28 protein-coding genes are annotated in these 26,370 nt (G+C 68.9%); 13 read left to right on the forward strand and 15 right to left on the reverse strand.

What is annotated here, in order from left to right; translation table 11 throughout:
* Positions 1 to 5 precede the first annotated feature (5 nt).
* Positions 6 to 1,247: a sensor histidine kinase gene (locus LX13_RS16640; RefSeq protein ID WP_253662402.1), complete on the reverse strand. Its 1,242-nt coding sequence runs from the start codon at positions 1,245 to 1,247 to the stop codon at positions 6 to 8.
* A 179-nt stretch (positions 1,248 to 1,426) separates the two neighbouring features.
* Between LX13_RS16640 and LX13_RS16645 the strand changes: the two genes are divergently transcribed.
* Entirely contained in the window at positions 1,427 to 2,092 is a 666-nt protein-coding gene (locus tag LX13_RS16645) for a DUF4352 domain-containing protein (protein WP_253662403.1), read from the forward strand.
* Positions 2,093 to 2,356: 264 nt separating this feature from the next.
* Here the strand turns inward: LX13_RS16645 and LX13_RS16650 are convergent, their stop codons facing one another.
* The 5 genes from LX13_RS16650 to LX13_RS16670 form a co-directional block, all read right to left on the reverse strand.
* The gene (locus LX13_RS16650; RefSeq protein ID WP_253662404.1) at positions 2,357 to 3,211 is read right to left on the reverse strand and encodes a TIGR02569 family protein; all 855 of its coding nucleotides are present in this window, start codon (positions 3,209 to 3,211) and stop codon (positions 2,357 to 2,359) included.
* A gap of 60 nt (positions 3,212 to 3,271) precedes the next feature.
* A complete protein-coding gene (locus LX13_RS16655) occupies positions 3,272 to 4,735 on the reverse strand; it encodes an MFS transporter (RefSeq protein ID WP_253662405.1) in 1,464 nt (487 codons plus the stop codon).
* A gap of 36 nt (positions 4,736 to 4,771) precedes the next feature.
* A complete protein-coding gene (gene moeZ / locus LX13_RS16660) occupies positions 4,772 to 5,947 on the reverse strand; it encodes an adenylyltransferase/sulfurtransferase MoeZ (protein WP_253662406.1) in 1,176 nt (391 codons plus the stop codon).
* A 117-nt stretch (positions 5,948 to 6,064) separates the two neighbouring features.
* Positions 6,065 to 7,057 (reverse strand): DUF3152 domain-containing protein, encoded by a 993-nt coding sequence (locus LX13_RS16665; protein WP_253662801.1) that lies wholly within the window; start codon positions 7,055 to 7,057, stop codon positions 6,065 to 6,067.
* 253 nt (positions 7,058 to 7,310) lie between these two features.
* A complete protein-coding gene (locus tag LX13_RS16670; protein WP_253662407.1) occupies positions 7,311 to 8,303 on the reverse strand; it encodes an alpha/beta fold hydrolase in 993 nt (330 codons plus the stop codon).
* Between the two features lie 105 nt (positions 8,304 to 8,408).
* Between LX13_RS16670 and fasR the strand changes: the two genes are divergently transcribed.
* Positions 8,409 to 9,059 (forward strand): HTH-type transcriptional activator FasR, encoded by a 651-nt coding sequence (fasR, locus tag LX13_RS16675; RefSeq protein ID WP_253662408.1) that lies wholly within the window; start codon positions 8,409 to 8,411, stop codon positions 9,057 to 9,059.
* A 4-nt stretch (positions 9,060 to 9,063) separates the two neighbouring features.
* Here the strand turns inward: fasR and LX13_RS16680 are convergent, their stop codons facing one another.
* On the reverse strand, positions 9,064 to 9,297 hold the full coding sequence (locus tag LX13_RS16680; RefSeq protein ID WP_253662409.1) for a DUF3107 domain-containing protein: 234 nt from the start codon (positions 9,295 to 9,297) through the stop codon (positions 9,064 to 9,066).
* 139 nt (positions 9,298 to 9,436) lie between these two features.
* Positions 9,437 to 10,117 carry a ferritin-like fold-containing protein gene (locus LX13_RS16685; protein ID WP_253662410.1) on the reverse strand — a complete coding sequence of 227 codons (681 nt, stop codon included), beginning with the start codon at positions 10,115 to 10,117 and terminating at the stop codon, positions 9,437 to 9,439.
* Between the two features lie 342 nt (positions 10,118 to 10,459).
* Between LX13_RS16685 and LX13_RS16690 the strand changes: the two genes are divergently transcribed.
* Together LX13_RS16690 and LX13_RS16695 are read left to right on the forward strand one after the other, a co-directional pair.
* Positions 10,460 to 12,181 (forward strand): DEAD/DEAH box helicase, encoded by a 1,722-nt coding sequence (locus LX13_RS16690; protein WP_253662802.1) that lies wholly within the window; start codon positions 10,460 to 10,462, stop codon positions 12,179 to 12,181.
* Complete coding sequence (locus LX13_RS16695; RefSeq protein WP_253662411.1) at positions 12,178 to 13,497, forward strand: Rv3212 family protein; 1,320 nt, start codon at positions 12,178 to 12,180, stop codon at positions 13,495 to 13,497. Before LX13_RS16690 ends, LX13_RS16695 begins: the two co-directional genes overlap by 4 nt.
* A 25-nt stretch (positions 13,498 to 13,522) precedes the next feature.
* Here the strand turns inward: LX13_RS16695 and LX13_RS16700 are convergent, their stop codons facing one another.
* Positions 13,523 to 14,317: a ParA family protein gene (locus LX13_RS16700; RefSeq protein ID WP_253662412.1), complete on the reverse strand. Its 795-nt coding sequence runs from the start codon at positions 14,315 to 14,317 to the stop codon at positions 13,523 to 13,525.
* Positions 14,318 to 14,422: 105 nt separating this feature from the next.
* On the opposite strand from LX13_RS16700, the gene LX13_RS16705 reads away from it, so the two are divergent.
* On the forward strand, positions 14,423 to 15,061 hold the full coding sequence (locus LX13_RS16705) for an acid phosphatase (RefSeq protein ID WP_253662413.1): 639 nt from the start codon (positions 14,423 to 14,425) through the stop codon (positions 15,059 to 15,061).
* A 390-nt stretch (positions 15,062 to 15,451) separates the two neighbouring features.
* A complete protein-coding gene (locus LX13_RS16710; protein WP_372499950.1) occupies positions 15,452 to 16,987 on the forward strand; it encodes an HNH endonuclease signature motif containing protein in 1,536 nt (511 codons plus the stop codon).
* Between the two features lie 6 nt (positions 16,988 to 16,993).
* Here the strand turns inward: LX13_RS16710 and LX13_RS16715 are convergent, their stop codons facing one another.
* Positions 16,994 to 17,470 carry a hypothetical protein gene (locus LX13_RS16715; RefSeq protein WP_253662803.1) on the reverse strand — a complete coding sequence of 159 codons (477 nt, stop codon included), beginning with the start codon at positions 17,468 to 17,470 and terminating at the stop codon, positions 16,994 to 16,996.
* A gap of 115 nt (positions 17,471 to 17,585) precedes the next feature.
* On the opposite strand from LX13_RS16715, the gene LX13_RS16720 reads away from it, so the two are divergent.
* Both LX13_RS16720 and LX13_RS16725 read left to right on the forward strand, forming a co-directional pair.
* The gene (locus LX13_RS16720) at positions 17,586 to 18,542 is read left to right on the forward strand and encodes a diacylglycerol/lipid kinase family protein (protein WP_253662415.1); all 957 of its coding nucleotides are present in this window, start codon (positions 17,586 to 17,588) and stop codon (positions 18,540 to 18,542) included.
* 269 nt (positions 18,543 to 18,811) lie between these two features.
* Positions 18,812 to 19,069: a WhiB family transcriptional regulator gene (locus LX13_RS16725; protein WP_188489497.1), complete on the forward strand. Its 258-nt coding sequence runs from the start codon at positions 18,812 to 18,814 to the stop codon at positions 19,067 to 19,069.
* Positions 19,070 to 19,138: 69 nt separating this feature from the next.
* On the opposite strand, the gene LX13_RS16730 is transcribed toward LX13_RS16725, so the two are convergent.
* Together LX13_RS16730 and LX13_RS16735 are read right to left on the reverse strand one after the other, a co-directional pair.
* Positions 19,139 to 20,623 (reverse strand): sensor histidine kinase, encoded by a 1,485-nt coding sequence (locus LX13_RS16730; RefSeq protein ID WP_253662416.1) that lies wholly within the window; start codon positions 20,621 to 20,623, stop codon positions 19,139 to 19,141.
* Positions 20,624 to 20,662: 39 nt separating this feature from the next.
* The gene (locus LX13_RS16735) at positions 20,663 to 20,878 is read right to left on the reverse strand and encodes a biotin/lipoyl-binding carrier protein (protein ID WP_253662417.1); all 216 of its coding nucleotides are present in this window, start codon (positions 20,876 to 20,878) and stop codon (positions 20,663 to 20,665) included.
* 185 nt (positions 20,879 to 21,063) lie between these two features.
* Between LX13_RS16735 and LX13_RS16740 the strand changes: the two genes are divergently transcribed.
* Together LX13_RS16740 and LX13_RS23595 are read left to right on the forward strand one after the other, a co-directional pair.
* Complete coding sequence (locus LX13_RS16740; RefSeq protein WP_253662418.1) at positions 21,064 to 22,275, forward strand: acyl-CoA dehydrogenase family protein; 1,212 nt, start codon at positions 21,064 to 21,066, stop codon at positions 22,273 to 22,275.
* A gap of 112 nt (positions 22,276 to 22,387) precedes the next feature.
* Complete coding sequence (locus LX13_RS23595; RefSeq protein WP_369758845.1) at positions 22,388 to 22,462, forward strand: 50S ribosomal protein bL37; 75 nt, start codon at positions 22,388 to 22,390, stop codon at positions 22,460 to 22,462.
* 87 nt (positions 22,463 to 22,549) lie between these two features.
* Here the strand turns inward: LX13_RS23595 and rsrA are convergent, their stop codons facing one another.
* Both rsrA and LX13_RS16750 read right to left on the reverse strand, forming a co-directional pair.
* A complete protein-coding gene (rsrA, locus tag LX13_RS16745) occupies positions 22,550 to 22,855 on the reverse strand; it encodes a mycothiol system anti-sigma-R factor (RefSeq protein ID WP_253662419.1) in 306 nt (101 codons plus the stop codon).
* Positions 22,852 to 23,595, reverse strand: coding sequence for a sigma-70 family RNA polymerase sigma factor (locus tag LX13_RS16750; protein WP_372499951.1), 744 nt, complete (start codon positions 23,593 to 23,595; stop codon positions 22,852 to 22,854). The genes rsrA and LX13_RS16750 overlap by 4 nt, the downstream gene beginning before the upstream one ends.
* A gap of 288 nt (positions 23,596 to 23,883) precedes the next feature.
* Here LX13_RS16750 and ybaK point away from each other — a divergent pair, with 288 nt between their 5' ends.
* Positions 23,884 to 24,381 (forward strand): Cys-tRNA(Pro) deacylase, encoded by a 498-nt coding sequence (ybaK, locus tag LX13_RS16755; protein ID WP_253662421.1) that lies wholly within the window; start codon positions 23,884 to 23,886, stop codon positions 24,379 to 24,381.
* 16 nt (positions 24,382 to 24,397) lie between these two features.
* Here ybaK and LX13_RS16760 read toward each other — a convergent pair whose 3' ends face one another.
* Positions 24,398 to 25,210, reverse strand: coding sequence for an SOS response-associated peptidase (locus LX13_RS16760; protein ID WP_253662422.1), 813 nt, complete (start codon positions 25,208 to 25,210; stop codon positions 24,398 to 24,400).
* An 83-nt stretch (positions 25,211 to 25,293) separates the two neighbouring features.
* On the opposite strand from LX13_RS16760, the gene LX13_RS16765 reads away from it, so the two are divergent.
* Both LX13_RS16765 and LX13_RS16770 read left to right on the forward strand, forming a co-directional pair.
* Complete coding sequence (locus tag LX13_RS16765; RefSeq protein WP_253662423.1) at positions 25,294 to 25,881, forward strand: hypothetical protein; 588 nt, start codon at positions 25,294 to 25,296, stop codon at positions 25,879 to 25,881.
* 41 nt (positions 25,882 to 25,922) lie between these two features.
* Positions 25,923 to 26,321 (forward strand): DUF5313 family protein, encoded by a 399-nt coding sequence (locus LX13_RS16770; RefSeq protein ID WP_253662424.1) that lies wholly within the window; start codon positions 25,923 to 25,925, stop codon positions 26,319 to 26,321.
* The last annotated feature ends 49 nt before the right edge of the window (positions 26,322 to 26,370 follow it).

Here is a 26,370-nt window from a genome sequence, read left to right on the forward strand (position 1 = left end):
GGTGGCTAGCTGTGCCAGGGCAACCAGGCGGTCACCACGAACTCCCCCGCCCATTCGCGGGCATCGAATGTCCCACCGACCTGCCGGATCTCCTCGGCGACACCCTGTAGTCCGGTCCCGGTGCCGCCGACATGCACGAGGGTGCGGGCCATCGGATTGCGCACCTCGACCCGGACGCCGGTCGCGGGGTCCCCTCGGACCACCACCGACACGGGGGTGCCGTGAGCGTGCCGCTGGGCGTTGGTCAACGACTCCCGTACGACGCGGTAGGTGACGTGGCTGCACAGATGGCCCACCCGGCCCGGCGCGACGTCGACGACGAGGACGGCGCGCACGCCCGCATTCCGCGCCGAGCCCACGAGGTCGGCCACCCCGTCGAGGTTCTGACTACCGGTGGGCCGGCCGGGGTCGCCCTCGCCCCGCAGGACTCCGATGATCCGCTTGAGTTCGTCGAGTCCGTCGTGGGCCGTCTTCTGGATCAGTGACGCGGTGTTGGCGACCCGCTCCGGACCGTCGGCGCTGCTCACCTGTAAACCGCCTGCGGTCAACGAGATACGGCTCAACGTCGCGGCGAGGGTGTCGTGCATGTCCCGGGCGATCCGGGCACGTTCGGCGGCCAGGATCATCTCCTCACGGATGACCACGGACTCCTTCGTGGTGCGGTCGAGCGTCGACGACACGGATACGAGGTCGGACTGCGCCCGGCGCAACAGCGCGAGCGAGAGGACCGCCCCCACCAACGCCGCAGCGACCAGGAACGGGACCCACACCGGGACATCCCATTCCGGGATGGGCACGGCGGACGTGTCCGGACCGCCGTCGTATCGCGGACCGTCGACACCCATGGTGAGAACGGAGTAGTCACGACGACGGAAGGCGTCGTAGGTCAGTGACACCACGCACGCCGCGTAGACCGCGAGCGATGCGATGAGCAGCCGTCGATCACGGAAAGCGCAGGCCACCGCATACAAAGCGACCAGGGCCGCGGTCGCGTCGGTGGAGAAGAACAACGGGCCGACGACCGCCACGGCGAGAACCGCCCAGGGAGAGCGGTGGCGCCACACGAGCCCGACACCGGCCACCAGATTGAGTACGCAACCGAACGCGATGTTCCAGCCGGGGGTGCCCGAGATCCCTGACAGGCCGGCCGTCATCAGGGTGCAGAACAGGCTCAGCGCCACCACACCGGTGGTCGCGGCGCGGCGGCGCAGGGTCGCGTTGGGGCCGGCGACCGGCCTCGCACTCATGGGTTCACCGCCGTCATGGTGGGGACAGTACGGGTAGCGACGGACATCACGTGATCGGTCGATCGGGCGCTTTCTCCCGACCGGAAGGAGGAGACGCCCCGACCGCTCGGCCGAGGCGCGGGCAGTGGTCGGCGGGGTCTGCTGGTGGTGTCGTCCGACACCGTCGCGAGAGGAACCCCATGAATCAGAACCCCCCGCCCCCGAACCCCTACGGCCAGAGTCCCTATGGGGCACCGCCGCCGCCCGCCCCGAAGAAGAACTGGTTCTCCCGACACAAGATCCTCACCGGTCTCGGCGGTCTCGTCGCGGTCATCGTGGTGGTCTCGGTCGCCACCAGCGGCGGCGGGAACTCCGGCGGTGGCGACACCGCCACCGATGCGGCCGGCGCCTCGGCGAGTGCGGGGAACGGCTCGGCCGCGGCCCCGTCGGAGAAGGCACCGGCGAGTGCGCTGCCGGGCATCGGCCGTCCGGCGCGTGACGGCAAGTTCGAGTTCACCGTCCGCGCCGTGCGCGACGGCGGCACCACCGTCGGACCGGAGTTCCTGCAGGAGCGCGCACAGGGCACCTACACGCTCGTCGACCTGACCGTCCGCAACACCGGTGACGAGGCGCAGAGCCTCGACGTGACGGCGCAGAAGTTGGTGACCCCGTCCGGGTCGCAGCTCTCGGCCGACACCGGGGCGACCATCTCGTTCAACGACGGCGCGATCTTCTACGAGCAGATCAACCCGGGCAACAGCCTCGACGTGACGATCGTCTACGACGTCCCCACCGGCACGACGCCGGCGTCGATCGATCTGCACGACTCGGTGTTCTCCGGCGGCACGACGGTGTCGCTGCGCTGAAACGGCGTCGCACCCACCCCGTGTTGGGCCGACGTTCCTCCGTGTTGGGCCGACGTTCCACCGTGTTGGGCCGACGTCCGCATCTGATGGGCCGTAGCGGGTCTCGCGATCGCGCTGCGGCCCACCGGGGCGCAACAACGGCCCAACACGCGAGTACCAGGGCCCGACGCGCGGGAGCAACGGCCCAACACGGGGAAACGAGGGCCCGACACGGGAGTGTGGGGTACGGCAGCGAGCAGGGGCGGGCGTACGAGGGGTCGTCCGCTAGAGCATGAGGCGCACGACGTCGACGACGTGCGACAGACCGGTCAGCGCTCCGGAGGACGACCGTGGATGCAACGCGTGCACGGCGAGTCGGAACATCACCGCGCGCAACATCATCTGCGGCCACTCGGGCTGATCGGCCCAGCGTTCCACGAGTTCCTCGTCGGCCCCGCCCCACGCCAACGCGTCGACTACGACGACGGCCGCGGCCCACGACGCGGGCCGCCAGTACGGCACCAGGTCGGTGATGCCGGGCGCGGCAGCACCGGCGAACAGGACCGTGCCGAAGAGATCGCCGTGCACGAGCTGCGACGGTGACTTCACCGGCAAGCGGAGGGTGGCAAGGGTTTTGAGCATCTCGATGCTCTTGACCCCGTCCGGGGAGGTCGGATCACCGAAACCGGCGGCCCGCGCCGATCGCATCGGGGTGTCCTCCCAGGCCGCCCGGTCCGCGGCGTTGAACACGTCGACGTCGGTGTAAGGCGGCGCCGGGGGTTGCAGCAGGAACCGGGGACGTTCGAGGTCGGCGGTCACCTGGTGCAGCCGGTTGGCCAACGACACGACCTCGTCGTGGCGGGGCTCCGGCGAGCCGGCGATGTAGGTGTCGGCGCGCCACCCGGAGACGACATAGCGTCCGTCGGTGCCGCGCAGTGGCCGCGCCACCCGGACACCGTCGACGTAGAGGTCCTCGCGGATCTTCGCCGACCAGGCCGCGCGGGCGTGGTCGGGGACGAGGGACAGCACCACCTCGCCGATGCGCCATCCGCCTTCCCACTCGCGGGTCAACGCGATCGGCGTCGACCCGGTGAGACCGAACGTCGCGATGACGTGGTCGGGCGGATCCGGGGCATTCACGTTCCTGAGATTACCGACCCGACCGCTCCGAGGCGGGGAGGGTGCACGGTGCGGTCGTCGTCATTTCGACGGAATGGGATGTTCCGGTCGGTGGATCCGGGCCCGGCGCGGCGGTGTCGGCCGCAGACCCACCCAGGACAGGGCGGCGGCCGCGAGCAGCAGCGCCGCGAAGACGGGGATGGCGCGGGTGAAGGTGTCGTCGAACCCGGCGCCGAGACCTGCGTTCGCCGACGTACCGGTGATCAGCGGGATGGCCGCGACCGAGAGCAGGCCGGCGGCGCGCGCCACCGCGTTGTTGACGCCGCTGGCCACCCCGGAGTGCTCGTCGCTCGCGGCGTCGAGGACGGTCGCCGTCAACGGCGCGACCAGCAACACCATCCCGACGCCGAGTACCAGGGCGCCCGGCAATACATCGGTCGGGTAGAACGCGTGCGGACCGATGCGCAGCATCAGCAACAGGCCTGCCGCGCAGAACAGCGCGCCGACCGTGAGCGGGGCGCGCGGCCCGATCCGGGCGGCGAAGGCACCCGACCGCGCGGAGAACAACAGCATCAGGATCGTCGCGGGGGTGAGGGCCGCGCCTGCCCAGAACGCCGAGTACCCCGACACCACCTGCAACTGCAGCGCGGCGATGAAGAAGTACCCACCGAACGCGGCGTACACCGCGAACGTCATCACGTTGATGACGGTGAACGGACGCGACGCGAAGATGTCGGTGGGGATCATCGGGTTGGCGATGCGTCGTTCGACGGTCACGAAGGCCACGCCGAAGACCACCGCCGCCAGCGCGACGCCACCGATCTCGATCGCCGAGCCACCGGCCGCGGCCCGGATGAGGGCGAAGGTCGCGCACGCCAGGGCGAACGCACCGACGACCGAACCCCCGAAGTCGAAGGGGCCGTGCGCGTCCGGATCGCGGGTCTCCGGTACGTGGCGGATCGCGACGAACACGCACACCACCGCGACCGGGACGTTGATGAGGAAGGCCCAGCGCCACCCGGGGCCATCGGCGAGCCATCCACCGAGGAACGGGCCGACGGCGGCCGCGACACCACCGAGTCCCGACCACACACCGATGGCCCGCGCCCGATCCGAACGACGCAGCGACGACTGGATCATCGACAACGACCCGGGCGTCAGCAGCGCGCCGCCGATCCCCTGCAGTGCGCGGGCGGCGACGAGCACGACAACGTTCGGGGCCAGGCCGCTGAGCAGCGACGACGCGGCGAACCACACCACCCCGATCACGAACACCCGGCGCCGACCGAGTCGATCGCCCAGCGAACCGCCCAGCAGGATCAGCGCGGACAGCGTCAACATGTACGAGGTGACAGTCCACTGCAGCGGCGCGAGACCGACGCCGAACTCCTCACCGATCTTCGGCAGCGCGACGTTGACGACGGTGCCGTCGAGCATCACCATGCCTGACCCGAGCACGGCGCAGGCGACCACCCAGCGACCGCGCGCGGAGGCGAACACGACCGCGTCGGTGGCGGACGGCGTGTCGGATCCGGGCGTGCTCACCTGGTCACCGTAGTGCCCGCGTGAGCGCGCCGGGGGTCAGTAGACCGGGAGCGACGGGTCGATCTGCCTGGCCCACGACATCACGCCGCCCTGCAGGTGCTGGGCGTCGGTGAAGCCGGCTCGTTTCACCGCGGCGAGCGCCTCGGCCGAGCGGATACCGGTCTTGCAGTAGAGGACGACGGGACGATCGTGGGGCAGCTTGGCCAGCCCGGCACCGGACTCGAACTCCCCCTTGGGGATCAGCGTCGCACCGTCGATGTGGACGATGTCCCACTCCACCGGCTCGCGGACGTCGATCAGCGTGAAGCGCTCCCCCGCGTCGATCTTCTCCTTGAGTTCGATCGCGGTGAGCGTCGAGCCCGACGCGGCGTCGGAGCCCTCGGCCGAGACCACGCCACAGAACGCCTCGTAGTCGATGAGTCCGGTGATCGGTTCGGCCTCGGGGTCCTTGCGGATGCGGATGGTCCGGTACTCCATGTCGAGCGCGTCGTAGACCATCAGCCGACCGAGCAGCGTCTCGCCGATGCCGGTGATGAGCTTGATCGCCTCGGTCCCCATGATCGACCCGATCGAGGCGCACAGGATGCCGAGCACGCCGCCCTCGGCGCACGACGGGACCATCCCCGGCGGCGGGGCCTGCGGGTAGAGGTCGCGGTAGTTCAGCCCGCGCCCGTCGGGGGCGTCCTCCCAGAACACCGACGCCTGGCCCTCGAAGCGGTAGATCGAGCCCCACACGTACGGCTTGTGGGCGATCACCGCGGCGTCGTTGACGAGGTAGCGGGTCGCGAAGTTGTCGGTGCCGTCGAGGATCAGGTCGTAGCGACTGAACAGCTCGATCGCGTTGTCGGGTTCGAGACGGAACTCGTGGAGCTCGACGTCGACGAACGGGTTGATCTCGGTGATCGAGTCGCGCGCGCTCTCCGCCTTCGACCGTCCGATGTCGGACTGGCCGTGGATAACCTGTCGCTGCAGGTTCGACTCGTCGACCTCGTCGAACTCGACGATGCCGATCGTGCCGACACCGGCGGCGGCGAGATAGAGCAGCGTCGGGGATCCGAGTCCCCCGGCGCCGATCACCAGCACCCGCGCGTTCTTCAGCCGCTTCTGTCCGTCCATGCCGACGTCCGGGATGATCAGGTGCCTGCTGTAGCGGGCGACCTCCTCGCGACTCAGATCGGCGGCGGGTTCGACCAGCGGTGGAAGTGTCGACATCGGGTCCTCCAGGTGCACCTCGAGTGCGTCATCGCTCGTGACGACATCACCCCTACTGCAACGACCGGTCCGTCGGGACAATTCCGGCCGGGACCGTCAGGAGAGCTCGGGTGGGGGTCAGCGGGTGGGGAACGGCCAGGGGTTGGCGCGGCAGACGAGATCACGGTCGGCGCGCATGTCCGGGTCCAGCGCCATGATCTCGCTGTTGGCGACACCGAAGCTCTGTTGCATCATCACCGGCGCCAGCGCCCCCTCGGCCTCGCAGGGCTCGTGCTGCTCGTAGCCGATGGCGTGCCCGACCTCGTGGTTGATCTGGTACTGCCGGTAGAGCAGGTCGTCACCCTGGTAGGCCACCGCGCCGCGGACCCAGCGGGCCTCGTTCAACGTCACGCGGGCCTCGGGCGGGTAGTAGCAGGACGACTCGAGCTTGATCTGGTAACCGCACAGCTCGCGTGTCGTGCCCGTCGAGGTCAGCGAGATCCGGAAGTCGGGGTTGCCGGAGGCGATCCGGCGGAACGCGACCTTACCGTCGCCGGTCCAGCTCTTCGGGTTCGCGAGGGTGGCGTCGACGAGTTTCGCGAAGATCGCGTCGCTGCCGTAATCCTGTGGCACCAGCCCGTTCTCGGCCTCGACGGTGTAGGTGTAGACCCGCGACGCGTTGCCGACGACGCCGGTGGTGCCGGGGATGGTCCGCCACGACTTGCGGCCCACCTCGGTGAACGGGCCACCCGCGGGCAGCTGGCCTGCGGGCAGGACCGTGGCCGTCGCCCCACCCGTGGGCGCGCCGATCGCGGTGGTCGCGGCGTTGACGTTGGTGTTGCGGACACCGGTGCCCGGCGTCGTCTGGGACGCGGGCGTCGGGGACTCCGAGTCGCGCACGGTCGCGACGATCAGCAGGACGGTGAGCACGACCAGGACCGGGATCGCGTAGGCACGCCAGCCGTAGGTGTGCAGGAAACGACCGAGTGCCGACTGCGTCTTGCGTTCCGGGCGGGGCATCGGGGCGCGGCCGACGTCCGCGGCGGTCGGGTCCCAGTGCGCGCGCAACGGCTGGTCGTCGCCGGGGCGCGTCCGCGGTGCGGCGCCGGGGGTCGCGTTCCGATCGCCGATGGGGCCGGACTGTGAGGCGCGGGGGGTACGTGCAGCCTGTCCGGGCGCACGGCGCGACGACGATCGCGTGCCCTCGCGGGTCCGCGCACGTTCGGAGGGCACGGCGGCGCGCCGATCAGTGGACCGTTCGCCGGCCGGGCCGGGAACGCGGGGTCCGCCGCCTGCGGTACTCACCGATCAACCTTCTCACAGGGCAACGGCGTTCTGAGGGAACCGAACCGCCGGTGCGGCCGTGGTGGTGTCGCGGCCTCGTTCAGCCGACCGGGGTCGTCGAGGGGCGGTGCACCTCGAGGTGTCGGGCGATCTCGCGGGCGGTCTCGACCGGGATCTCCATCTGGCAGACGTGGCCGACCGCACCGAACATGACCAGTCGCGATCCGGCGATCGTCCGGATCAACCGCGGCGCGATCGCCGAACTCACCAACTTGTCGCGGCCGCCCCAGATGACCAGGGTCGGCGCGGTGATCTGCCGCGCACGTCGCCAGTGATCGCGTCCCGACATCCACACCCAGCTCGTCACGAGCGCGTTGAGGCTGCGCGACAACGCCTCCGGAGCCCAGCGCAGTTCAGCGCGGGCGACGGCGTGCTCGACGGCCTGGGCGATCCGCGTGGTGCCCAGCACCTCGGGTCGGACCATGATCTCGCGCAGCGTCTGCGCCACCTGCCGCTCGGGGTGCGCGCGGCCGAGGTAGCCGAACACCGCCGGTCCCACCCGCGGCACGGTGGCCAGCGTCAACGGGATGAAGGAGAGCCTGCGCACCCGGGGACGCAGGTCGGGGAACGCCGGCGAGATGAGCGTCAGGGTGTGCACGAGGTCCGGGCGGGCGGCGGCGACCCGTGCGACGACGGCCCCGCCGAGCGAGTTGCCGACGACGTGCGCGCCACCGAGGTGTTCGAGGACCGCGATCACCGAGTCGGCCATCATCGTCAGCGAGTAGCCGCCGTCGACGGGCGGATCGGAGAACCCGAAGCCGGGCAGGTCCATGGCGTACCCGTCGAGCACCGGGGCCAGCACCTCACCGAGATCGGTCCAGTTCAGCGACGACCCGCCCAGACCGTGGACGTAGAGCACGCGTCCGGCGACCGCCGGATCGGTGTCGGGGCCGCGCGCCACACGACGCAGGTGGATCCGGAAGGGATCGAGATCGACGTGGCGGCCCGGCCACAGGTCGCTGTCGCGGTCCAGGGGTGCGAGCAGGTCGCGCAGCGGTCGCGACGACCTCGGGAAATCGGAGGGATCAGACATCGGCTGGTGGCTACCCGGCCGGGTCACGGCGGGGTCGGTCGTCGACACCTCTCCAGCATGCCTCACCGCCCGGTGACGTCGATCCCCACCGAGTACTGTCGACGCATGCCTGGCTCCTCTGACCGTGTCGCAACCGATTCGGCGAGCCGACGGAACACCCGTATGCCGCGCAGTGCGCGGCGCGTCCAACTGCTCGACGCCGCCAGCGAGATCTTCGTCGAACGCGGTTACCACTCCGCGGGCATGGACGAGATCGCGGTGCACGCCGGGGTCAGCAAACCCGTTCTCTACCAGCATTTCCCGGGCAAACTGGACCTGTATCTCGCGGTACTGGAAGAACACGCCGACTCGTTGGTGGTCGAGGTGCGCAAGGCGCTGGAGATGACCACCAACAACAAGATGAGGGTGTGGGCCGCGGTCAACGCGTTCTTCGACTTCATCGACCAGGACCACCAGGGCTACCGCCTGATCTTCGAGTCCGACGCCCTCGACCCCGCGGCGATCCGACGGGTCGAGGGAGCCACCGAGGCGTGCGTCGACGCCGTCTACGGACTCGTCATGCACGACTCCGGCCTCGACCCCTACCGCTCACGGATGCTGGCCGCCGGACTCGTCGGCGCCAGTCAGGTCAACGCCCGCTACTGGCTCGACGCAAAGCGCCCCATCAGCAAGCGCGAGGCCGTGGACACGACCGTCGAGTTGCTGTGGGGCGGCTTGTCGCACGTTCCGCTCATGAAGGACTCCGGGGAGTCCTGACCTCTCAGGCCGCGCCGAAACCGACCTTCGGCCGCTCGGCGGAGCCGACCTCGACGTAGGCGATCTTGGTGACCGGCACGAGGTACCGGGCGCCCTTGTCGTCGGTGAGACGCAGGAGCTGTTCCTTGCCCGACAGCGCGGACTCCACGGCGGCGTGTACCTCGTCGCTCGTCTGGTCGGACTGCACGACCAGTTCGCGAGAGCTGTCGGTGATCCCGATCTTCACGTCAACCGTCACGGTTCGTTCTCCTCAACATCGTGTGCATGGTGCTCGCGGATCCGAGTTCGGACCGCATGGTTTCAAGGCTAGTTCAGGAGTCGACGGGCCCGGCACCCGATCCGCTGCTGGCGAACACCCGACCGCTCGGTGAGCGCGGCTAGTCCAGACCGAGACGAGCCATGCGCGTGGCGTGGCGGTCCTGGATGGAATCGAAGAAGGTCGAGATACGGGTGAAGTCGGCGACCTCGCTGAACAGCAGACCGGTCAACTCCTCCTCCGAGGCCAGCACGTGCTGGGCCTGCGTGATGGCCTCGCCGAGGAGCCGCCTGCCCCACAGTCGCAGCGGCGACGCGAGGGACGGATCGGCGGCGATCGCCGCGCGCACCTCGTCGCACGCGAACTCGGAGTGACTGGTCTCGGCCATCACCCGCTGCACGATCTCCTCGGCGTCGGCGGGCAACGTGTGCGCCACCTCGAGGTAGAAATCGGCCGCCAGGCCGTCGCCGATGTAGGCCTTGACCATCGCCTCCAACCACGTGTTCGGGGTGGTGGAGCCGTGGTACTGGTCCAGGATCGGCCGGTAGTGCGTGACCGTGTCGACCACGTCCTGACCGCGCCGGGTCAGCTCGTCGGCGAGGACCTCGAAGTGCGCCATCTCCTCGCCGGCCATCTGCGCCATCGCCACGCGACCACGGATGTCCGGCGCCATCCGCGCCTCGTCGGTCAGTCGGTAGAAGGCGGCGAGCTCGCCGGCCAGCAGCACACCGAACAACGACGTGATGCCCGGGTCGTCCTGGGGGATCTGGGGCGCGTCGGGGTGCGGCGAGGTCGAGGACATGGCCCGATCGTAGGAGATGATCGTGATCAGGGGGCGGGGTCACCGTCCCCGGGAATCGTGCAATGCGGGGCACGGGGCCCTCACCACGTACAATCGCTTCCAGACGCGCTGGCGCGGGGGCAGCAACAGCCCTCCGGAGCCCGCCGTCACACACAATGTGCGCGCACTTCTCGACCGATCTCGAGCCGTGAAACTTCGGCTCCCGCCCACGGACCCCGGTTCGCCCCGGCGGTGTGAAGCCTTTTTCGTGCGTGCTCCGAAACATCGGAAGGCACCGAAATCACTACCGACAACTCCGCCGCCACCGGCGTGACCACCGACCCGACCATCGACGACGACACCGTGGTCGTCGTCGCCGAGACCCCCGACAGCGACGCCCCGCAGACCACCGTCGTCGACACCGAGACGCATGTCGCCCCGACCTTCGCCGAGCTCGGCGTCCGTCAGGAGATCGTCGACGCGCTCGCCGACGACGGCAAGACCAACACCTTCGCGATCCAGGAACTCACCCTCCCGCTGGCGATGGCCGGTGACGACCTCATCGGCCAGGCCCGCACCGGCATGGGCAAGACCCTGGGCTTCGGAGTGCCGCTGCTGCACCGCATCTCGATGGTTGCCCCCGGCAGCGAGGGCAAGCTGCGTCCGCTCGACGGAACCCCCCGCGCGCTGGTCATCGTCCCGACCCGCGAGCTGTGCATCCAGGTCACCGGTGACCTGCAGGTCGCCGCGGCCAAGATCGACGTCGATCCGCAGCCCAAGCCGAAGCGCAAGCTGTCGATCACCTCGATCTACGGCGGTCGCCCCTACGAGTCGCAGATCGCCGAGCTGCAGTCCGGCGTCGACGTCGTCGTGGGCACGCCCGGACGCCTGATGGACCTCGCCCAGCAGGGCCACCTCATCCTCGGCAAGGTGCAGATCCTCGTTCTCGACGAGGCCGACGAGATGCTCGACCTGGGCTTCCTGCCCGACATCGAGCGCATCATGCGGTCACTCCCCGACCAGCGTCAGACGATGCTGTTCTCGGCGACCATGCCCGGCCCGATCGTCACGCTGGCCCGCACCTTCCTCAACCGGCCGACGCACATCCGCGCCGAGCACGCCGGCGACTCCGCCGTCCACGACCGGACCAAGCAGTACGCCTACCGCGCCCACGCGCTGGACAAGGCCGAACTGGTGGCACGCGTCCTGCAGGCCGAGGGTCGCGGCGCGACCATGATCTTCACCCGCACCAAGCGGACCGCACAGAAGGTCGCCGACGATCTCGAGGAGCGCGGCTTCAAGGTCGGCGCCGTCCACGGTGACCTCGGTCAGGTGGCGCGCGAGAAGGCACTCGGACGGTTCCGCGACGGCAGCATCGACGTCATCGTGGCGACCGACGTCGCCGCCCGCGGCATCGACATCGACGACGTCACCCACGTCATCAACTATCAGTGCCCCGAGGACGACAAGGCCTACGTGCACCGCATCGGCCGCACCGGCCGCGCGGGTCGTACCGGCATCGCGGTCACGCTCGTCGACTGGGACGAGCTGCACAAGTGGAAGCTCATCAACGATGCCCTGAACCTGGGCATCCCGGAGCCGGTCGAGACGTACTCCAGCTCCGAGCACCTGCGCGCGGACCTCGACATCGCCGACGGCACGAGCGGACGGCTCGAGGGCGCGATCTCGCAGGCCGAGAGCGATCGTCGGCGCAAGGAGAGCTACACCGACCGCGGCGGTGACAGCCGCAACAGCGACGGACGTGGCGGCAATCGCGGCGGGGGCAACCGGGGCGGGGACAACCGCGGCGGGGGCGACAAGCGTGAATCGCGCGAGGAGCGTGCCCCGCGTGCGGATCGTCAGCGTCGTCGGACCCGTTCGGGTGGGGCCGCCGCGGCGAGTGCCGCAGCCGACACCGATGCCACCACGACCGAGACCGCAGGCACGCGCAGCACCACTACGACCGAGGACGGTGGGTCGTCCAAGCCGCGCCGTCGACGTCGTCGTCGTGGCGCCGGCGGCAACGGTGGTGGCGACTCGGCCGCAGGCAACGCATCGGCATCTGTGGGTTCCGCGGGCGAGTGAGGCTCCGCACCCCGGGCTCCGGCGGCGACGCCGGAGCCGAATCCGAGCGGGCGGCCGCCCCGTCCGTCCGGATCCGGCCCGAGCGTCGCACCCGGGGTGATCTCGCGATCGTCGTCGCGATCGTGGTGGTCGTGGCTCTCGTCGCCGCGGCCGTCTGGTGGGTGAGCACCTCGCGTCGCGCCTCCGACGACTTCGCGGCCGCGCCCCTGCCGTCGATCGACACCGCGACCTCGGCCCCGGCCGGGTTCACCTCCGGGTGGCAGGCCGACTCGTCGGACACCGCATCGACGGTCGTCACCGACAGCGCCGTGGTCACCGCCGACGACGGCACCGTCGCCGGCCACGATCCCGGCTCCGGCGACGTCCGCTGGCGGTATCACCGCGCCGACCCGCTCTGTGGTGTCATCGGCGCGTACTCGTCCTCGCCCCGGGTGGTCGCGGTCTACCGCAACAGCCGCGGGTGCAGCGAGGTCACCGCACTCGACGCATCCGACGGCCGCCGCGCGGCCACCCGCGCCAGCGCCGCCGACAGTTCGGTCTCTCTCTCGTCCGGGTCGGACTACGTTGTCTCGCAGGGTGATTCACGGCTCGAGTCGTGGGGTTCGTCGATGGTGCGCGGCGTCGAGTACGGCCGCGTGTCGGCGCCGGTCAAACCCGGCACCCAACCCCGATCGGGCTGCGTCCTGCTCTCCAGCGCCACCGGCGCCGATCAGATCGCGGTGATCGAACGCTGCGGCGACGAACCCGGCTACCGCCTGACGATCATCGCCGCGGCGCAGGACAAGGACGAGAAGGTCGACGAGAGCGGCTCACGCATCATCACCAGCGGCACAGCCGAGCCGCCGCCGCGCGTGGTCGCCGTGTCGTCGTCTGCGGTTGCGGTGTACGTCGGCGCCTCGGGCCCGTTGGAGACCGATCGCGGTCCGCAGCTGCAGGTCTACGGCATGGGCGCGACCCTGACGAGCTCCCATGAGGTGCTCGGCGACCCGACACCGCCTGCCGACTCCCACCCGCAGATGCGTGACGGCCTGCTGAGTTACTACACCGGCAAGAGCACGATCATCCTCGACGCGTCCGCGCTGACACCGACCTACCAGGTCCCCGGCACGCTGGGCCCGGCCGCGCTCATGGGCCGCGACCTGCTGGTCCCCGGCCCGACCGGGATCACCATCCTCGATCCGGCCACCGGCCGACAGATCCGGACCATTCCCGTCGACCGGCCCGGCTACCGTTCCGGGACGATCACGCTCGCGCCCATCGGCAACGACGTGGCCCAGCTGTACGGCGGTCGGATCCACATGCTGCTCGGGACGTGAGACCCACGCCCCGACGGGAGATGACTCAGACGGTCGCCTCGAGGGTCGCGAGCGGCTTGCCCGCATCCCAGTGCTGCCAGAGGTTGTCCGACAGCTCGCGGTAGGCCTGCGACCCCTTGTTCTTGCGACCGGCCATCACGCTGGCACCCGACGCCGACGCCTCGGCGAAGCGCACCGTACGCGGGATCGGCGGGCTCAGCACCGGCAGGTCGTAGCGATCGGAGACGTCGGCGAGCACGTCGCGACTGTGCGTGGTCCGCGCGTCGTACAGCGTCGGGATCACGCCCAGCAGACGCAGGCCAGGGTTGGTGATCTGCTGGACCTCGGTCACCGTGCGGAGCAGCTGTCCGACGCCGCGGTGGGCCAGCGTCTCGCACTGCAGCGGGACCGCCACCTCGTCGGCCGCGGTCAGCCCGTTGAGCGTGAGCACACCGAGCGACGGCGGGCAGTCGAGCAGGATCACGTCGTAGTCCTGGGCGACCGTGGCCAGCGCCCGCTTGAGTGCGTACTCGCGACCCGGACGCATCAGCAGCAGCGCCTCGGCGCCCGCCAGGTCGATGGTCGCGGGCAGCAGCGTCACCCCGTCCTCGGTGGAGACCAGGGCGTCGACGATGTCGGACTCGCCGAGGAGGACCTCGTGCACCGAGGTGGTGATGAGGTCGGGGTCGTGGCCGAGCGAGAACGTCAAGGATCCCTGCGGGTCGAGGTCGACCACGAGCACCGACAGATCCATCGCGGCGAGCGCGGCGCCGATGGATGCGACCGTGGTGGTCTTGGCGACCCCACCTTTCTGATTCGCGACCGCGAGGACCTTGGTCATCGCAGGCCGTCGCGTGAGAAGTGAGTGTTCATTTCCGGCGACCCCTCGTCGATACTCCCGTGCACAGGGCACAAGCGTATGCGCGTGTCGTGCACAATGACGGACGTGGGCACCCCGACACATCGACTGATCGTCATCCGGCACGGCGAGACCGAATGGTCCCGCACCGGGCGGCACACCGGCACCTCCGACATCGATCTCACCGAACAGGGCGTCGAGCAGGCGCGCAGTCTGGCCGAGCCGATCGCCGAGCTGCTGCTGACCTCTCCGACGGTCATCGCGTCGCCTCGGCTGCGGGCCCAGCGGACCGCGGAGCTGGCGGGGCTGAGTGTCGATGAGACCGAACCGCTGCTCACCGAGTGGGATTACGGCGACTACGAGGGCCGGACGAGCCCCCAGATCCACGAGACCGATCCGGACTGGACGGTCTTCTCCGACGGCGGTCCGAACGGTGAGACGCCCGAGGAGATGAGTGACCGCGTCGACCACGTCATCGAGAAGGTGACCCCGAAGCTCTCCGACGGGGACGTCGTGTTCGTCACGCACGGGCACTTCTCCCGGTCGTTGCTCGCCCGCTGGATCGGGTCGCCCATCGCGCGGGGTCGACACTTCACGATGTTGCCCGCCTCGATCGCGATCCTGGGCTTCGACGGACAATCCCGTCAGCTGACGACGCTCGGTCTCACCGGCTACCGCAGTGCCGATTACGTCGACGCCGGACGCCCCACCCGCCCGGTGACGTAGCCCGCCCACGTGCTGATGCGCAGACAGCGCACCCGTGCGCTGATCATGCGAAAAGCGCGGTGAACGTGCTGACTGTGTGGAAAGCGCGCCCCATGTGCTGACTGTGTGGAAAGCGCGCCCCATGTGCTGACTATGTGGAAAGCGCGCCCCATGTGCTGACTGTGTGGAAAGCGCCATCGAGTGTGCTGACCACGACACGCGAGATACGTTGCGAACAACGCACACTCGATGCGCGCTTTCCGCACCGTCAGCGGCTTGTCACCACCCCGAGTAAGTGAGATGACTTCGATTGTTCGAACACGTGTTCGAATACTGTGATACTCTGGTGGGGTAGCCGCGCCTGGGGAGGAGTGCTTCGTGACCGTCACCGATACGTCTGAGACCGATACCGTGTCTGTACTGGAGGCGAATTATGCTGCGCTCGAACAGCTCCTGGATGAGATTGCGGCGGGGTCGTCGGATGCGTGTGGTGATGCGGTGGTCGCGGAGTTGGCCGAACGGCATGAGCGGGCGGTGCGGCGGATGGAATCAATCGGTAACCGCCGGATCCTCGATGTGTCGGATCGGGACGCGTTCCGGGTGTCGGGGTCGAAGAACCTGACCGATTACTTGTCGACCCGGTTACGGATCACCCGTCCGCGCAGACGGTTACGCGCCGTGCAACACCTCGAAGCGATGCATTCGATGACCGGTGAGCTCCTCCCACCCCGCGCCCCGAACACCGCCGCAGGCCTGGCCGACGGGCACCTCGGTGCCGAGCATGCCGATGCGATCCTCGACGTACTCGCGAAAGTCCCCGCCGCGGTCGACCCCGCCGAGACAGCGAAAGCCGAAACCGCCCTCGCCACCGAAGCCCGCCGGCTGACCCCACGGGAGATCACCCAGCTCGGGGTCCGGATCCTGGCCTACCTCGACCCCGACGGCACCCTCACCGACGACCGCGACCGCGCCCGCCACCGGAAACTGTCCCTCGGATCCCAGGACGCGCAGTTGATGTCGACACTCTCCGGAACCCTGGACCCGACGACGCGCGCACTGTTCGAGGTGGTCCTCGCGGCGTGGGCCGCACCCGGCATGAACAACCCCGACGACGAATCATCCCCACGCGGAGACCACACCGACATCGACCCAGACCTCCTGCGCGACGCAGCTGATCGCGACACCCGGTCGGTGGCGCAACGCAACCACGACGCGTTGAAAGCCCTGCTGCAGTGCGCAGCCGACGGCGGCCTCCTCGGCGCCAGCCATCGTGGTCTGCCACCGCACATCATCATCTCCATCACCGAACAACAGCTCCGCGAACGGGCCGGGGTCGCCCACACCACCACCGGCACCGATCTGCCCATCACCGACGTCCTCACCCTCGCCGCGAACGCGCAGATGCATTTAGCGGTGTTCGACAACCACACCGGCGAACCACTGTTCCTCGGACGAGCCCACCGATTGGCATCCCAAGCCCAACGATTCATCCTGTTCGCCCAATACGGGGGATGCGGGGCAACCGACTGCCCCACCCCCTACGCACACAGCGAAATCCACCACGCCGACAAAGACTGGGCCGACGGCGGCACCACCGACGCCAACCACCTCGCCCCCGCATGCGGACCACACAACCGCGCCGTCGGACCCAAACCCGACCAATGGACCACCGAGAAAATCACCACCGGCCCCGACCGCGGACGCTACGGCTGGCGCCGCAACACCGACCCACCCGACCAACTCCACGCCAACCACCGACACCGCATCCGCGACCTCCTCGACCAACACGGTGTCGATCACCTGCGGGCCGAAGACCCACAGCCCGACCAGCGGCCCACGTCCGCACCGACGAGCAGTGTGGAACACCGGCTCGCGCTGGTGCTCATCGACCACATACCGCGACCGATGACCACCCAGATCATGTGGCCGTCACAACAACGGACGTGACGCTTGTCAGCTCTTGGGTTTGGGCTTCTCGACGACGTCGGGCGGGATGTCGTCGGGCTCGGCGTCGGGGGCGTAGTCGGCGGCCAGCCACCGCACCGACGACGGCGAGAACAGCAGCACCAGCACGATGATCACCACGATCAGCAACGGCGCGCCGTACTGGGGCTGGCCGCTGTCGGTGAGAAGCGCGAACGCCACCGGGATCAGCAGGATCTGTGCGACCACCGCGATGGCCCGACCCCACCGGCGACCGGTGATCAGTGCCAGACCGCCCGCGAGAACGCCGGCACCGAGGATGGCGAACCACGCCCCCGTGCCGTAGCTGCTGATGAAGCTCTCGTCCGCGCCGCCCGCGGCGTGGAACCACAGGACCACCGCGATCACGATCGCGCCCAGGCCCTCGAGTGCGACGATCGCCCCACCCCGTCGGACCGCGGTCGGTGGGCGCGCCGAACGGCTCGACGGATCGGGGCTGGTCTGCATCACTCCCCCAGCGTAGAACGCCCGCCCGGCCGCACCGGAAACGGTGACGAACCGATCCCGCGGGGACCGTCTGGGATTGTGACCGCTGTGGCGACACCCTCTAGGCTCAGAAATCGTGCGTGCCCTGCTGATCGTCAACCCGTTCGCGACCTCGACCACCGATGCGGGTCGCGACGCGTTGGCGCACACCCTCTCGGCACGACTCGACCTGACGGTCGAACTGACCACCCATCGCGGTCACGCCGGTGAGATCGCTGCCCGCGCGCGTGCCGAGGGCTGCCCCGTGGTGATCGTCCACGGCGGCGACGGCACGGTCAACGAGGTCGTCAACGGCCTGCTCGACGCACCCGGCGCACCCATCGGAACGGCTCCGTCGCCCGCGTTGGCGGTCGTCCCCGGCGGTAGCGCCAACGTGTTCGCCCGATCGCTCGGGGTGCTGGCCGACCCGCTGCAGGCCACCGGACAGCTGCTCACCCTGCTCGCCGACGGTGCCCGTCGTCGGATCAGCCTCGGTCACGCCGACGGTCGCTGGTTCCTCTTCAACGCGGGCCTCGGCGTCGACGCGGAGGTCGTCCACTCGATCGAACGCCAGCGCAAGTCCGGCAAGCCCGCCAGCGACGCCCGCTACATCTGGACCACCACCAAGGCCTTCCTGACCGCGGCCCGCCGACGACCGGAACTGACCGTCGAGCTACCCGGCGAGGAACCCGGCGACCCGGTCCGCGTCATCGACGGCGTGCATTTCGCGTTCGTGTGCAACGCGAACCCGTGGACCTACATCGGCAAGCGCCCGGTGCTCACGAACCCGGACACCACCTACGACTCCGGACTCGGGATCTTCGCCTCGCAGTCCATGAGCGTGCCGCGCAACACCCCGGTGTTCACCCAGCTGCTGACGAAGCGATCGCCGCACGCCGGCCATGTGCTGACCGACGACGACGTCGAGTACGTACGGATCCGCGCGGACAACCCCATCGACATGCAGATGGACGGCGACTACGTCGGCACGCGGGTGGATGTGCGGTTCGGTTGTGTGCCCGACCGGCTCGAGGTCGTGGCCCCCACCGCCTGAAACGGGCGGTGCCGAGTTGCCTTCGCCACTGTATGGGCGAAAAGCAGGCGAACCGAACAAGACAGTAGTACAACGGTCGAGGTACCCCGTGGGCACCCCCCTGCAATCGCAGTGACATTGCCCACGTGTTAACGCAACACCATTGACTTCATCTGGATTCGTGAAAGCATTCACAAGCAACAGTGCGGAAACATCAAGTACGCACGTATGAACGAAAAGTTACAGAACACACCGCGCGACCACCACGCGCGCATGCGAAGGAGCAGGGAATGGACTGGCGTCACAACGCAATCTGTCGCGACGAGGATCCGGAGCTGTTTTTCCCCGTGGGGACCAGTGGACCGGCCATCGCACAGATCGCCGATGCGAAGCTCGTCTGCAACCGCTGCCCCGTCACAGCTGACTGCCTCTCGTGGGCGCTGGACTCGGGCCAGGATGCAGGCGTCTGGGGCGGCATGAGCGAGGACGAGCGTCGCGCACTCAAGCGTCGCAACGCGCGCAACCGCACGCGCAGCACCACCGTCTGAACACAGCCACATCGAGAAGCCCGGCGGATCCCGCCGGGCTTTTTGCTGTCCGGGCATCGGGATGTCGGGTCAGCGCAGAGGAACGGTGAGGATCGCGTCGGTTCCGCCGTCACTGCCCGCGGTCAGCTCGAGGCTGCCGCCGAGTTCGATGCTCACCAGGGTGTGCACGATCTGCAGGCCGAGTCGCTCCGACGCGCGCATGTCGAAACCGGCGGGCAACCCCACCCCGTTGTCGGCGACGGTCACGACCAACCGCCGTGTGTTGCGGTCGGCCTTGATCACCACCTCACCCTGTCCGCCCGAGGTGAACCCGTGCTCGACCGCGTTCTGGATCAGCTCGGTCAGCACCATCACCATCGGCATGGCCAGGTCGGACGGCAGCACTCCCAGCGTGCCGCCCCGGCGGACCACGGCGTTGCTGTCACCGGACGCGACATCGGCCATCACCGGCACCAACTGATCGACGACGACGTCGAGATCGACCTCCTCGTCGACGCTGCCCGAGAGCAGCTCGTGCACCAACGCGATCGCGGCGACCCGACGCACCGCCTCGGTCAACGCACCGCGGGCCTCCGGGTTCTCGGTCCGCCGCGCCTGTAGACGCAGCAGCGCCGACACACTCTGCAGGTTGTTCTTCACCCGGTGGTGGATCTCCCGGATGGTGGCGTCCTTGCTGATCAGTGCCCGGTCGCGTCGTTTGACCTCGGTGACGTCGCGCAGCAGGACCGCGGCGCCGGACCGCTGGCCACGTGGTCGGAGCGGGACCGCGCGGATGAGCACCGACGCGCGCTTGGCATCGGCCTCGATGCGCATCCCGGACCGGCCGGCCACCGCCTCGGAGATCATGAACACCGTGTCGTCGGCCTCGAACCGGTCGGTCAGCAGCTCCGACAGCACCGTGGTCAGCTCGTTGCCGGTCAGCTCGGCGGTCCAGCCCATGCGGTGCACGGCCGACAGTGCGTTGGGGCTCGCGAACGCCACGACCCCGGCGTCGTCGACCCGGATGAACCCGTCCCCGGCACGCGGCGTGGACAATCCGCGCGGATTGCCCTCGTACTGCGGGAACGTGCCGTCCGACATCATCTGACAGAGGTCGTGCGCGCAGTCCTGATAGGCGAGTTCCATCGGTGACGGCATCCGCAGCTGCGCGAGGTTGGCGGTTCGGCTGACCACCGCGACGACGACCCCGTCGAATCGCACCGGGACCGCCTCGCGTCGGATCGCGATGGGCCCCAACCACGTCGGGTCCTCCTCGCGGAGGATGCGGCCGCTGGTGAAGGCGCTGCGCACCTGCGGGTTGGAGTCCGGCGAGGTGTCGTCGTCCTCGATCACGAGTCGGCCGACCTGGTCGGCGGGGAACACCGTCGGCGAGGTGTTCGGACGACACTGGGCGACGCAGATCAACCGATCGGAATCGGTACGGACGTACATGAGCAGGTCGGCGAAGGAAAGATCCGCCATCAACTGCCATTCGGCGACGACCCGCTGCAGGTGGCCCGCGACCGCGCCGGAGAGATCGGTGTGTTCGGCGAGCAGATCGGTCAGTGTCGACATGGTCCGCTGCCGCAGAACGGGTGGACGTCGGTCAAGACGTCAGTCGATGGTGGCGATGAGGTCGCCGGCCTGGATGACGTCGCCCACGGCGACCTTGACCTGGCCGACGGTCCCGGACTCCTCGGCGAGCACCGGGATCTCCATCTTCATCGACTCGAGCAACACGATGGTGTCGCCCGCCTCGATGGACTGGCCGGGCGCGACGATGACCTCGAGGACGCTTGCCACGATCTCCGCGATGACTTCTTCTGCCATGTCGACCTCCACCAGACGCGCGTCGATGCCACCGGATCACCCGGGGCATCTTGTCGAGGACAACCTATCGCAGATGATCCACGGTTCCGATGCGTGTGCGACACGACATCGGGTGACCCGGTGCTCGCCCCCGATGCGCCCGCGGTGGAAACTCGGATGAGGACGTCGACAGTGAGGACCAGGACATGGATTTCGGTTACAGCGAGCGCTGCGAGGAACTGCGGACGCGACTTCTCGCCTTCATGGATTCCCACATCTATCCGGCCGAGGCCGTCTACACGCAGCAGATGCGCGAGTCGGGCGATCCGCACTTCGACGCACCCGTGGTCGCCGAACTCAAGGCCGAGGCCAAGGCCCAGGGCCTCTGGAACCTCTTCCATCCCGACGATCGGTACGGCGCCGGACTGACCAACGCGGAATACGCACCGCTGGCCGAGATCATGGGACGCAGTCCGGTCCTCGCTCCCGAGGCGTGCAACTGCTCGGCCCCCGACACCGGCAACATGGAGGTCTTCACACAGTTCGGCTCCGACGAACACAAGAAGCGATGGCTGACACCGCTACTCGAGGGGACGATCCGTTCGGCGTTCGCGATGACCGAGCCGGCCGTGGCCAGTTCGGACGCCACGAACATCGAGATGACGATGCTGGCCGACGGTGACCACTTCGTGCTCAACGGCCGCAAGTGGTGGACGTCGAACGCGCTGCACCCGAACTGTCGCGTGCTGATCGTCATGGGCAAGACCGATCCGGAGGCCTCGACCCACTCGCAGCAGTCGATGATGGTCGTCCCGATCGACGCACCCGGCGTCACCGTGGTCCGCGGTCTGCCGGTGTTCGGGTACCAGGACCGCGAAGGACACGCGGAGATCCTCTTCGAGGACGTGCGGGTGCCGCGCGAAGACGTCCTCGCCGGCGTCGGCAAGGGGTTCATGATCGCCCAGGCGCGACTCGGCCCGGGCCGCATCCACCACTGCATGCGTGCCATCGGCATGGCCGAACGCGCACTCGACCTGATGTGCGTGCGCGCATCCACCCGCACCGCCTTCGGCAAACCGATCGCCGCCCAGTCCAACATCGCCGACTGGATCGCCGAATCGCGCATCGACATCGAGATGGCCCGGTTGTTGACGATGAAGGCGGCCTGGTTGATGGACACCGTCGGCAACAAGGGCGCCCGCATCGAGATCGCCGCGATCAAGGTGGCCGCGCCCGCGATGGCGCTGCGGATCATCGACCGCGCGATCCAGGTCCACGGTGGCGCCGGTGTCTCCGACGACTTCCCGTTGGCCCAGATGTACGCGCATCTGCGGACGCTGCGCCTGGCCGACGGTCCGGACGAGGTGCACAAACGCACCATCGCCCGCTACGAACTCGGTGCCCACGCAGGCGGCTGAGTTCGGTGACACCGGTCGGAGGCGGTCACGGATTGTGGACCTGGTGGCGACTCGTGGAACAATGGATGACCTGTGCGAAGTAGAAGTCGCAGCGCACCGGAAGGAGAACACCATGGGAAAGCGTGGACGCAAGAAGCGCGCTCGTAAGAAGAATGCCGCCAACCACGGCAAGCGCCCCAACGCTTGAGTGGTGCATCCCCCACACGGGACACCACACGATCAGGGCCGGACCCCACCTCACGGTGAGATCCGGCCCTGATGCTGTGTACGGGGTCTAGTCGGTGTGCGTGTGACCGATGACCGTCTGACGGATCTCGACGGTCAGTCGCTGACGCAACCGGTCGGGTGCCTGGTCGCCTCCGCACTTGCGGTTGATCAGGCTCTTGAGCTGCGCCTCGATGCCGTAGTGCTCGAGGCAGCTGTGGCAGGAGTTCATGTGCGACTGGAGTCGTTCGCGCACGTTCGGGTCGCACTCGTTGTCCAGCAGGAGCCACACGTCGGCGATGACCGCCGAGCAGTCGAGCTGCTCGAACTCCGCCGACTCGAGGTCGGACTGTGCGGTGTCGGGCTGATCGGTCATCGCGTCACCTGCGCAGTCGTCTCGGACGCGTCGTCGGCCCGGCCGGCGCGGTTGAACCCACGCTCGGTGGCCACATCGGCCAGCAGACCGCGCAGTTGCTTGCGGCCACGATGCAGTCGAGACATCACCGTTCCGATCGGGGTGTCCATGATCTCGGCGATCTCCTTGTACGGCAGGCCTTCGACGTCGGCGTAGTACACAGCCATCCGGAAGTCCTCGGGCAGTTCCTGCAGTGCGTTCTTGATGTCGTCGTCGGGCAGCGCATCGAGGGCCTCGATCTCGGCCGAACGCAGACCGGTCGACGTGTGCTCGGCGGTGGCGGCGAGCTGCCAGTCGCTGATCTCGTCGGTCGGGTACTGCGCGGGTTGGCGCTGCCGCTTGCGGTACCCGTTGATGTAGGTGTTCGTCAGGATCCGGTACAGCCAGGCCTTGAGGTTCGTGCCCGCCTTGAAGGAGTGGAAAGCGGAGAACGCCTTGACGTAGGTCTCCTGGACGAGGTCCTCGGCGTCCGGCGGGTTGCGCGTCATGCGCAGCGCGGCGCCGTACATCTGGTCCAGCAGCGGCAGGGCGTCGCGCTCGAAGCGCTCCCCGCGCTGCGCAACGGTCTCCGTGGAGGCCGACTCGGGCGCGTCTGCCGTCGTATCGGATTCGGTCACCACGGTCCCTTCAGATCGACTCGACGCCGTGTCGGACCCGCGTCGCTCGTCCAAGCCTACCGATGTCGGCGGTTCGACATACATCAGCGTCGGTCTCGACGATGCCGACCTGACCTGCGGCCGTTCCGGCGTGAGGACTGCCATCTACTTCACACTCCTTCTCCGTGGCGGTGTGCCATCTGATCTGTCCGGGTCCAACAGCGGGGTTCGTGGGATTGTTCCGTCGGTCGGAGTTCCGACCGGCGAGAACGCAATGAACCGATTCGCGATCGGGGCCCCGCGCACCTGCGACAACGCGTCGCAACCGACCCGCGGGGCGACGTAACCTCGACCGATGAGATCGGACATCCCCGCAGCCGACGGCCTGGTCTGATGGCCGCGGCGACCCCGGCCATCACGGTCCTGGAACAGGCCGGGGTGGCGCACACCGTGCACCGGTACCGCAGTGACCCGCGCGCCGGGTCGTTCGGCGACGAGGCCGTCGACGCACTTGCCTCCGACCTCGGCGTCGACGGCGCGCAGGTGTTCAAGACACTGGTGATCAGCGTGTCCGGTGCGGGCGGGAACGGCCTCGCCGTGGCGGTGATCCCGGTCCCGCAGCGACTCTCGCTCAAGGCCGCGGCCGCGGCGCTGGGGATGTCGAAGGCGGAGATGGCGACACCCGACGCCGTGCGGCGCAGCACCGGGTACGTGCTCGGCGGCGTCTCCCCGTTCGGTCAGCGCACACCGTTGCCGACGGTCGTCGACTCCTCGGCCGCGCAGTGGCCGTCGATGCTGTGCAGCGGCGGTCGGCGCGGGCTCGAGATCGAGCTCTCGCCCACCGATCTGATCGATGTCACCGCGGCGGTCGTCGCTCCGATCACCGGCTGAGCGCCGCCGTCAGAGCTCAGAGCAGAGTGCCCTGCTGCGGCTGCGGGCTCGCCGGCTCGAGCAGCTCGGGACCGTTGTTCGCGACGCGGTTGACCAGCGACGACACCTCTCTGAGCTCGATCGCCGACACCAGTTCGGCGCTCGGCGGGGCGAGCAGCTCCGCGGGGGCGGGCGCATCCGGGTCCAGCCAGGCGTCCCAGTTCTGCGACGGCATGATCAGCGGCATCCGGTCGTGGATGTCGCGCATCGCGCCGACCGCGTCGGTCGTGATGATGGTGCAGCTCATCAGCGGTGGGTCCTGCGCGTCGGCGTCCTTCGGTCTCCACACCGTCCACAGCCCGGCCATGAACAGTCGTGTCCCGTCCTCCGGGGACATGAAGAACGGTGTCTTGGTGGGCTTGCCGTCGGCGCCGGCATCCCCCTTGCGCCACTCGTACCACCCGTCCATCGGGACCAGACACCGTCGGCTCTTGAGAGACTGCTTGAACGACGCCTTCTCCGCGACGCTCTCGGCGCGCGCGTTGAACAGCAGCGGACTCTTCTTGATGTCCTTGGTCCACGGCGGGACCAGGCCCCACCGCATCGCGCGGACCCGCAGGGCGGGATCGTCGTCGGTGACCCCATGGGCATGCCTGCGCACCACGCTCATCACCGTCGACGTCGGTGCCACGTTGTAGTTCTCCCCCGGGCCCAGGGGCGTCTTCGGGGTGTCGGTCGACTCGACCGACGACTCGGGGACCGGTGGTGACGAGGTCATCACCTCGTCGATCGCATCGAGTTCCGCCGCCAGCAGGGCCGGGTCGGTGGTGACCGCATAACGTCCGCACATGGGTCCATGCTGTCACCGCATCCCGACATGAGCACCCTCGTCCGCACGCCACGGCCGGTGCGGGTCTGCGAGTATTCACAGCGATGAACACCGCTTCGACATCACCGGCGTCCCCGACATCACCGGGCCGGGCGTATCGGCGCCTGACCCGTCGTCGCGGAGGTCCCCTCACGCCGGCACGGGCCTCGGCACGGTTGTCGGCGTACGTCTACGGCAACATCCTGACGCTCGCCGCGGTCGTCGCCGTGAGTCAGCACTCCGTCGAGACCGGCACGGCCGCGCTCGTCGTGGTGGGGACCACGGCCACGACATTTCTCGCGCACATCTTCGCGGAGTTCGTCGCCAGCTCGAACATCCCCGAGGCGACCGCGCACCTGAGTGAGACCCAACGCCGGGACAACGGGCGGGACGAACTGCGCGACGCCGCGCCGATCGCGTCGTCCGGGTCGATCCCGGCACTGATCCTCGCGTTGGGGTGGCTCGAGGTGCTGCCCGCCTGGTGGGCGCAGCTCGGTGCGGGCGCGGTGGTCGTGGTGCGTATCGCGATCGTCCCCGGTGTGACCGAGCGGGTCCGCGGCAACCCGCCGTCGTTGCGTGTGTTCGTCGGCGGGGTGGCCACGGCCACGATCGCCGCGGTGATCGTCGGGTTGAAGATCGCCATCGGTCAATGACCGCACTCCCCCGCGCGACCGGCGGGGACTACCGTGACGCCATGTCATCGACGCCAGAACGCGCCAGTCCGGGCCCGGTCGCGTTCCTCCGCTACCTCGGTGGCCGGCCGCTGCCCGTGTCGATGCGCGACTGGGTGTTGCGCGACGTCGTCGGGCCCGGCCACACCCGCCGGTACGTCACCCGCGGCGTGTTGCCGCTCGTCCCGATCCTGGTGGCGTTCGCGTTCATACCGACGCCGCTGATCTACCGCGTCTGCATGATCGCGATCCTGCTGATCCCGCTCGTCTACTTCCAGATCGCGCTGACTCCGTTCTATCGCCGACACCTGTTGCTGACCAACGGTCTCGATCCCGAGCTCGTCAGCGAGAAGAAGCAGCGACGCAAGGCCGCGACGAAAGCCGACTACGACGCGATCTACGGCGACCGCCCGAAACCCTGACGGCATGCGAGGACGCGAGCCGGCCGTTCCACACGCGTGGGACAATCGG

It is taken from the genome of Williamsia maris, from assembly GCF_024171815.1.
Lineage (GTDB): Bacteria > Actinomycetota > Actinomycetes > Mycobacteriales > Mycobacteriaceae > Williamsia_A > Williamsia_A maris.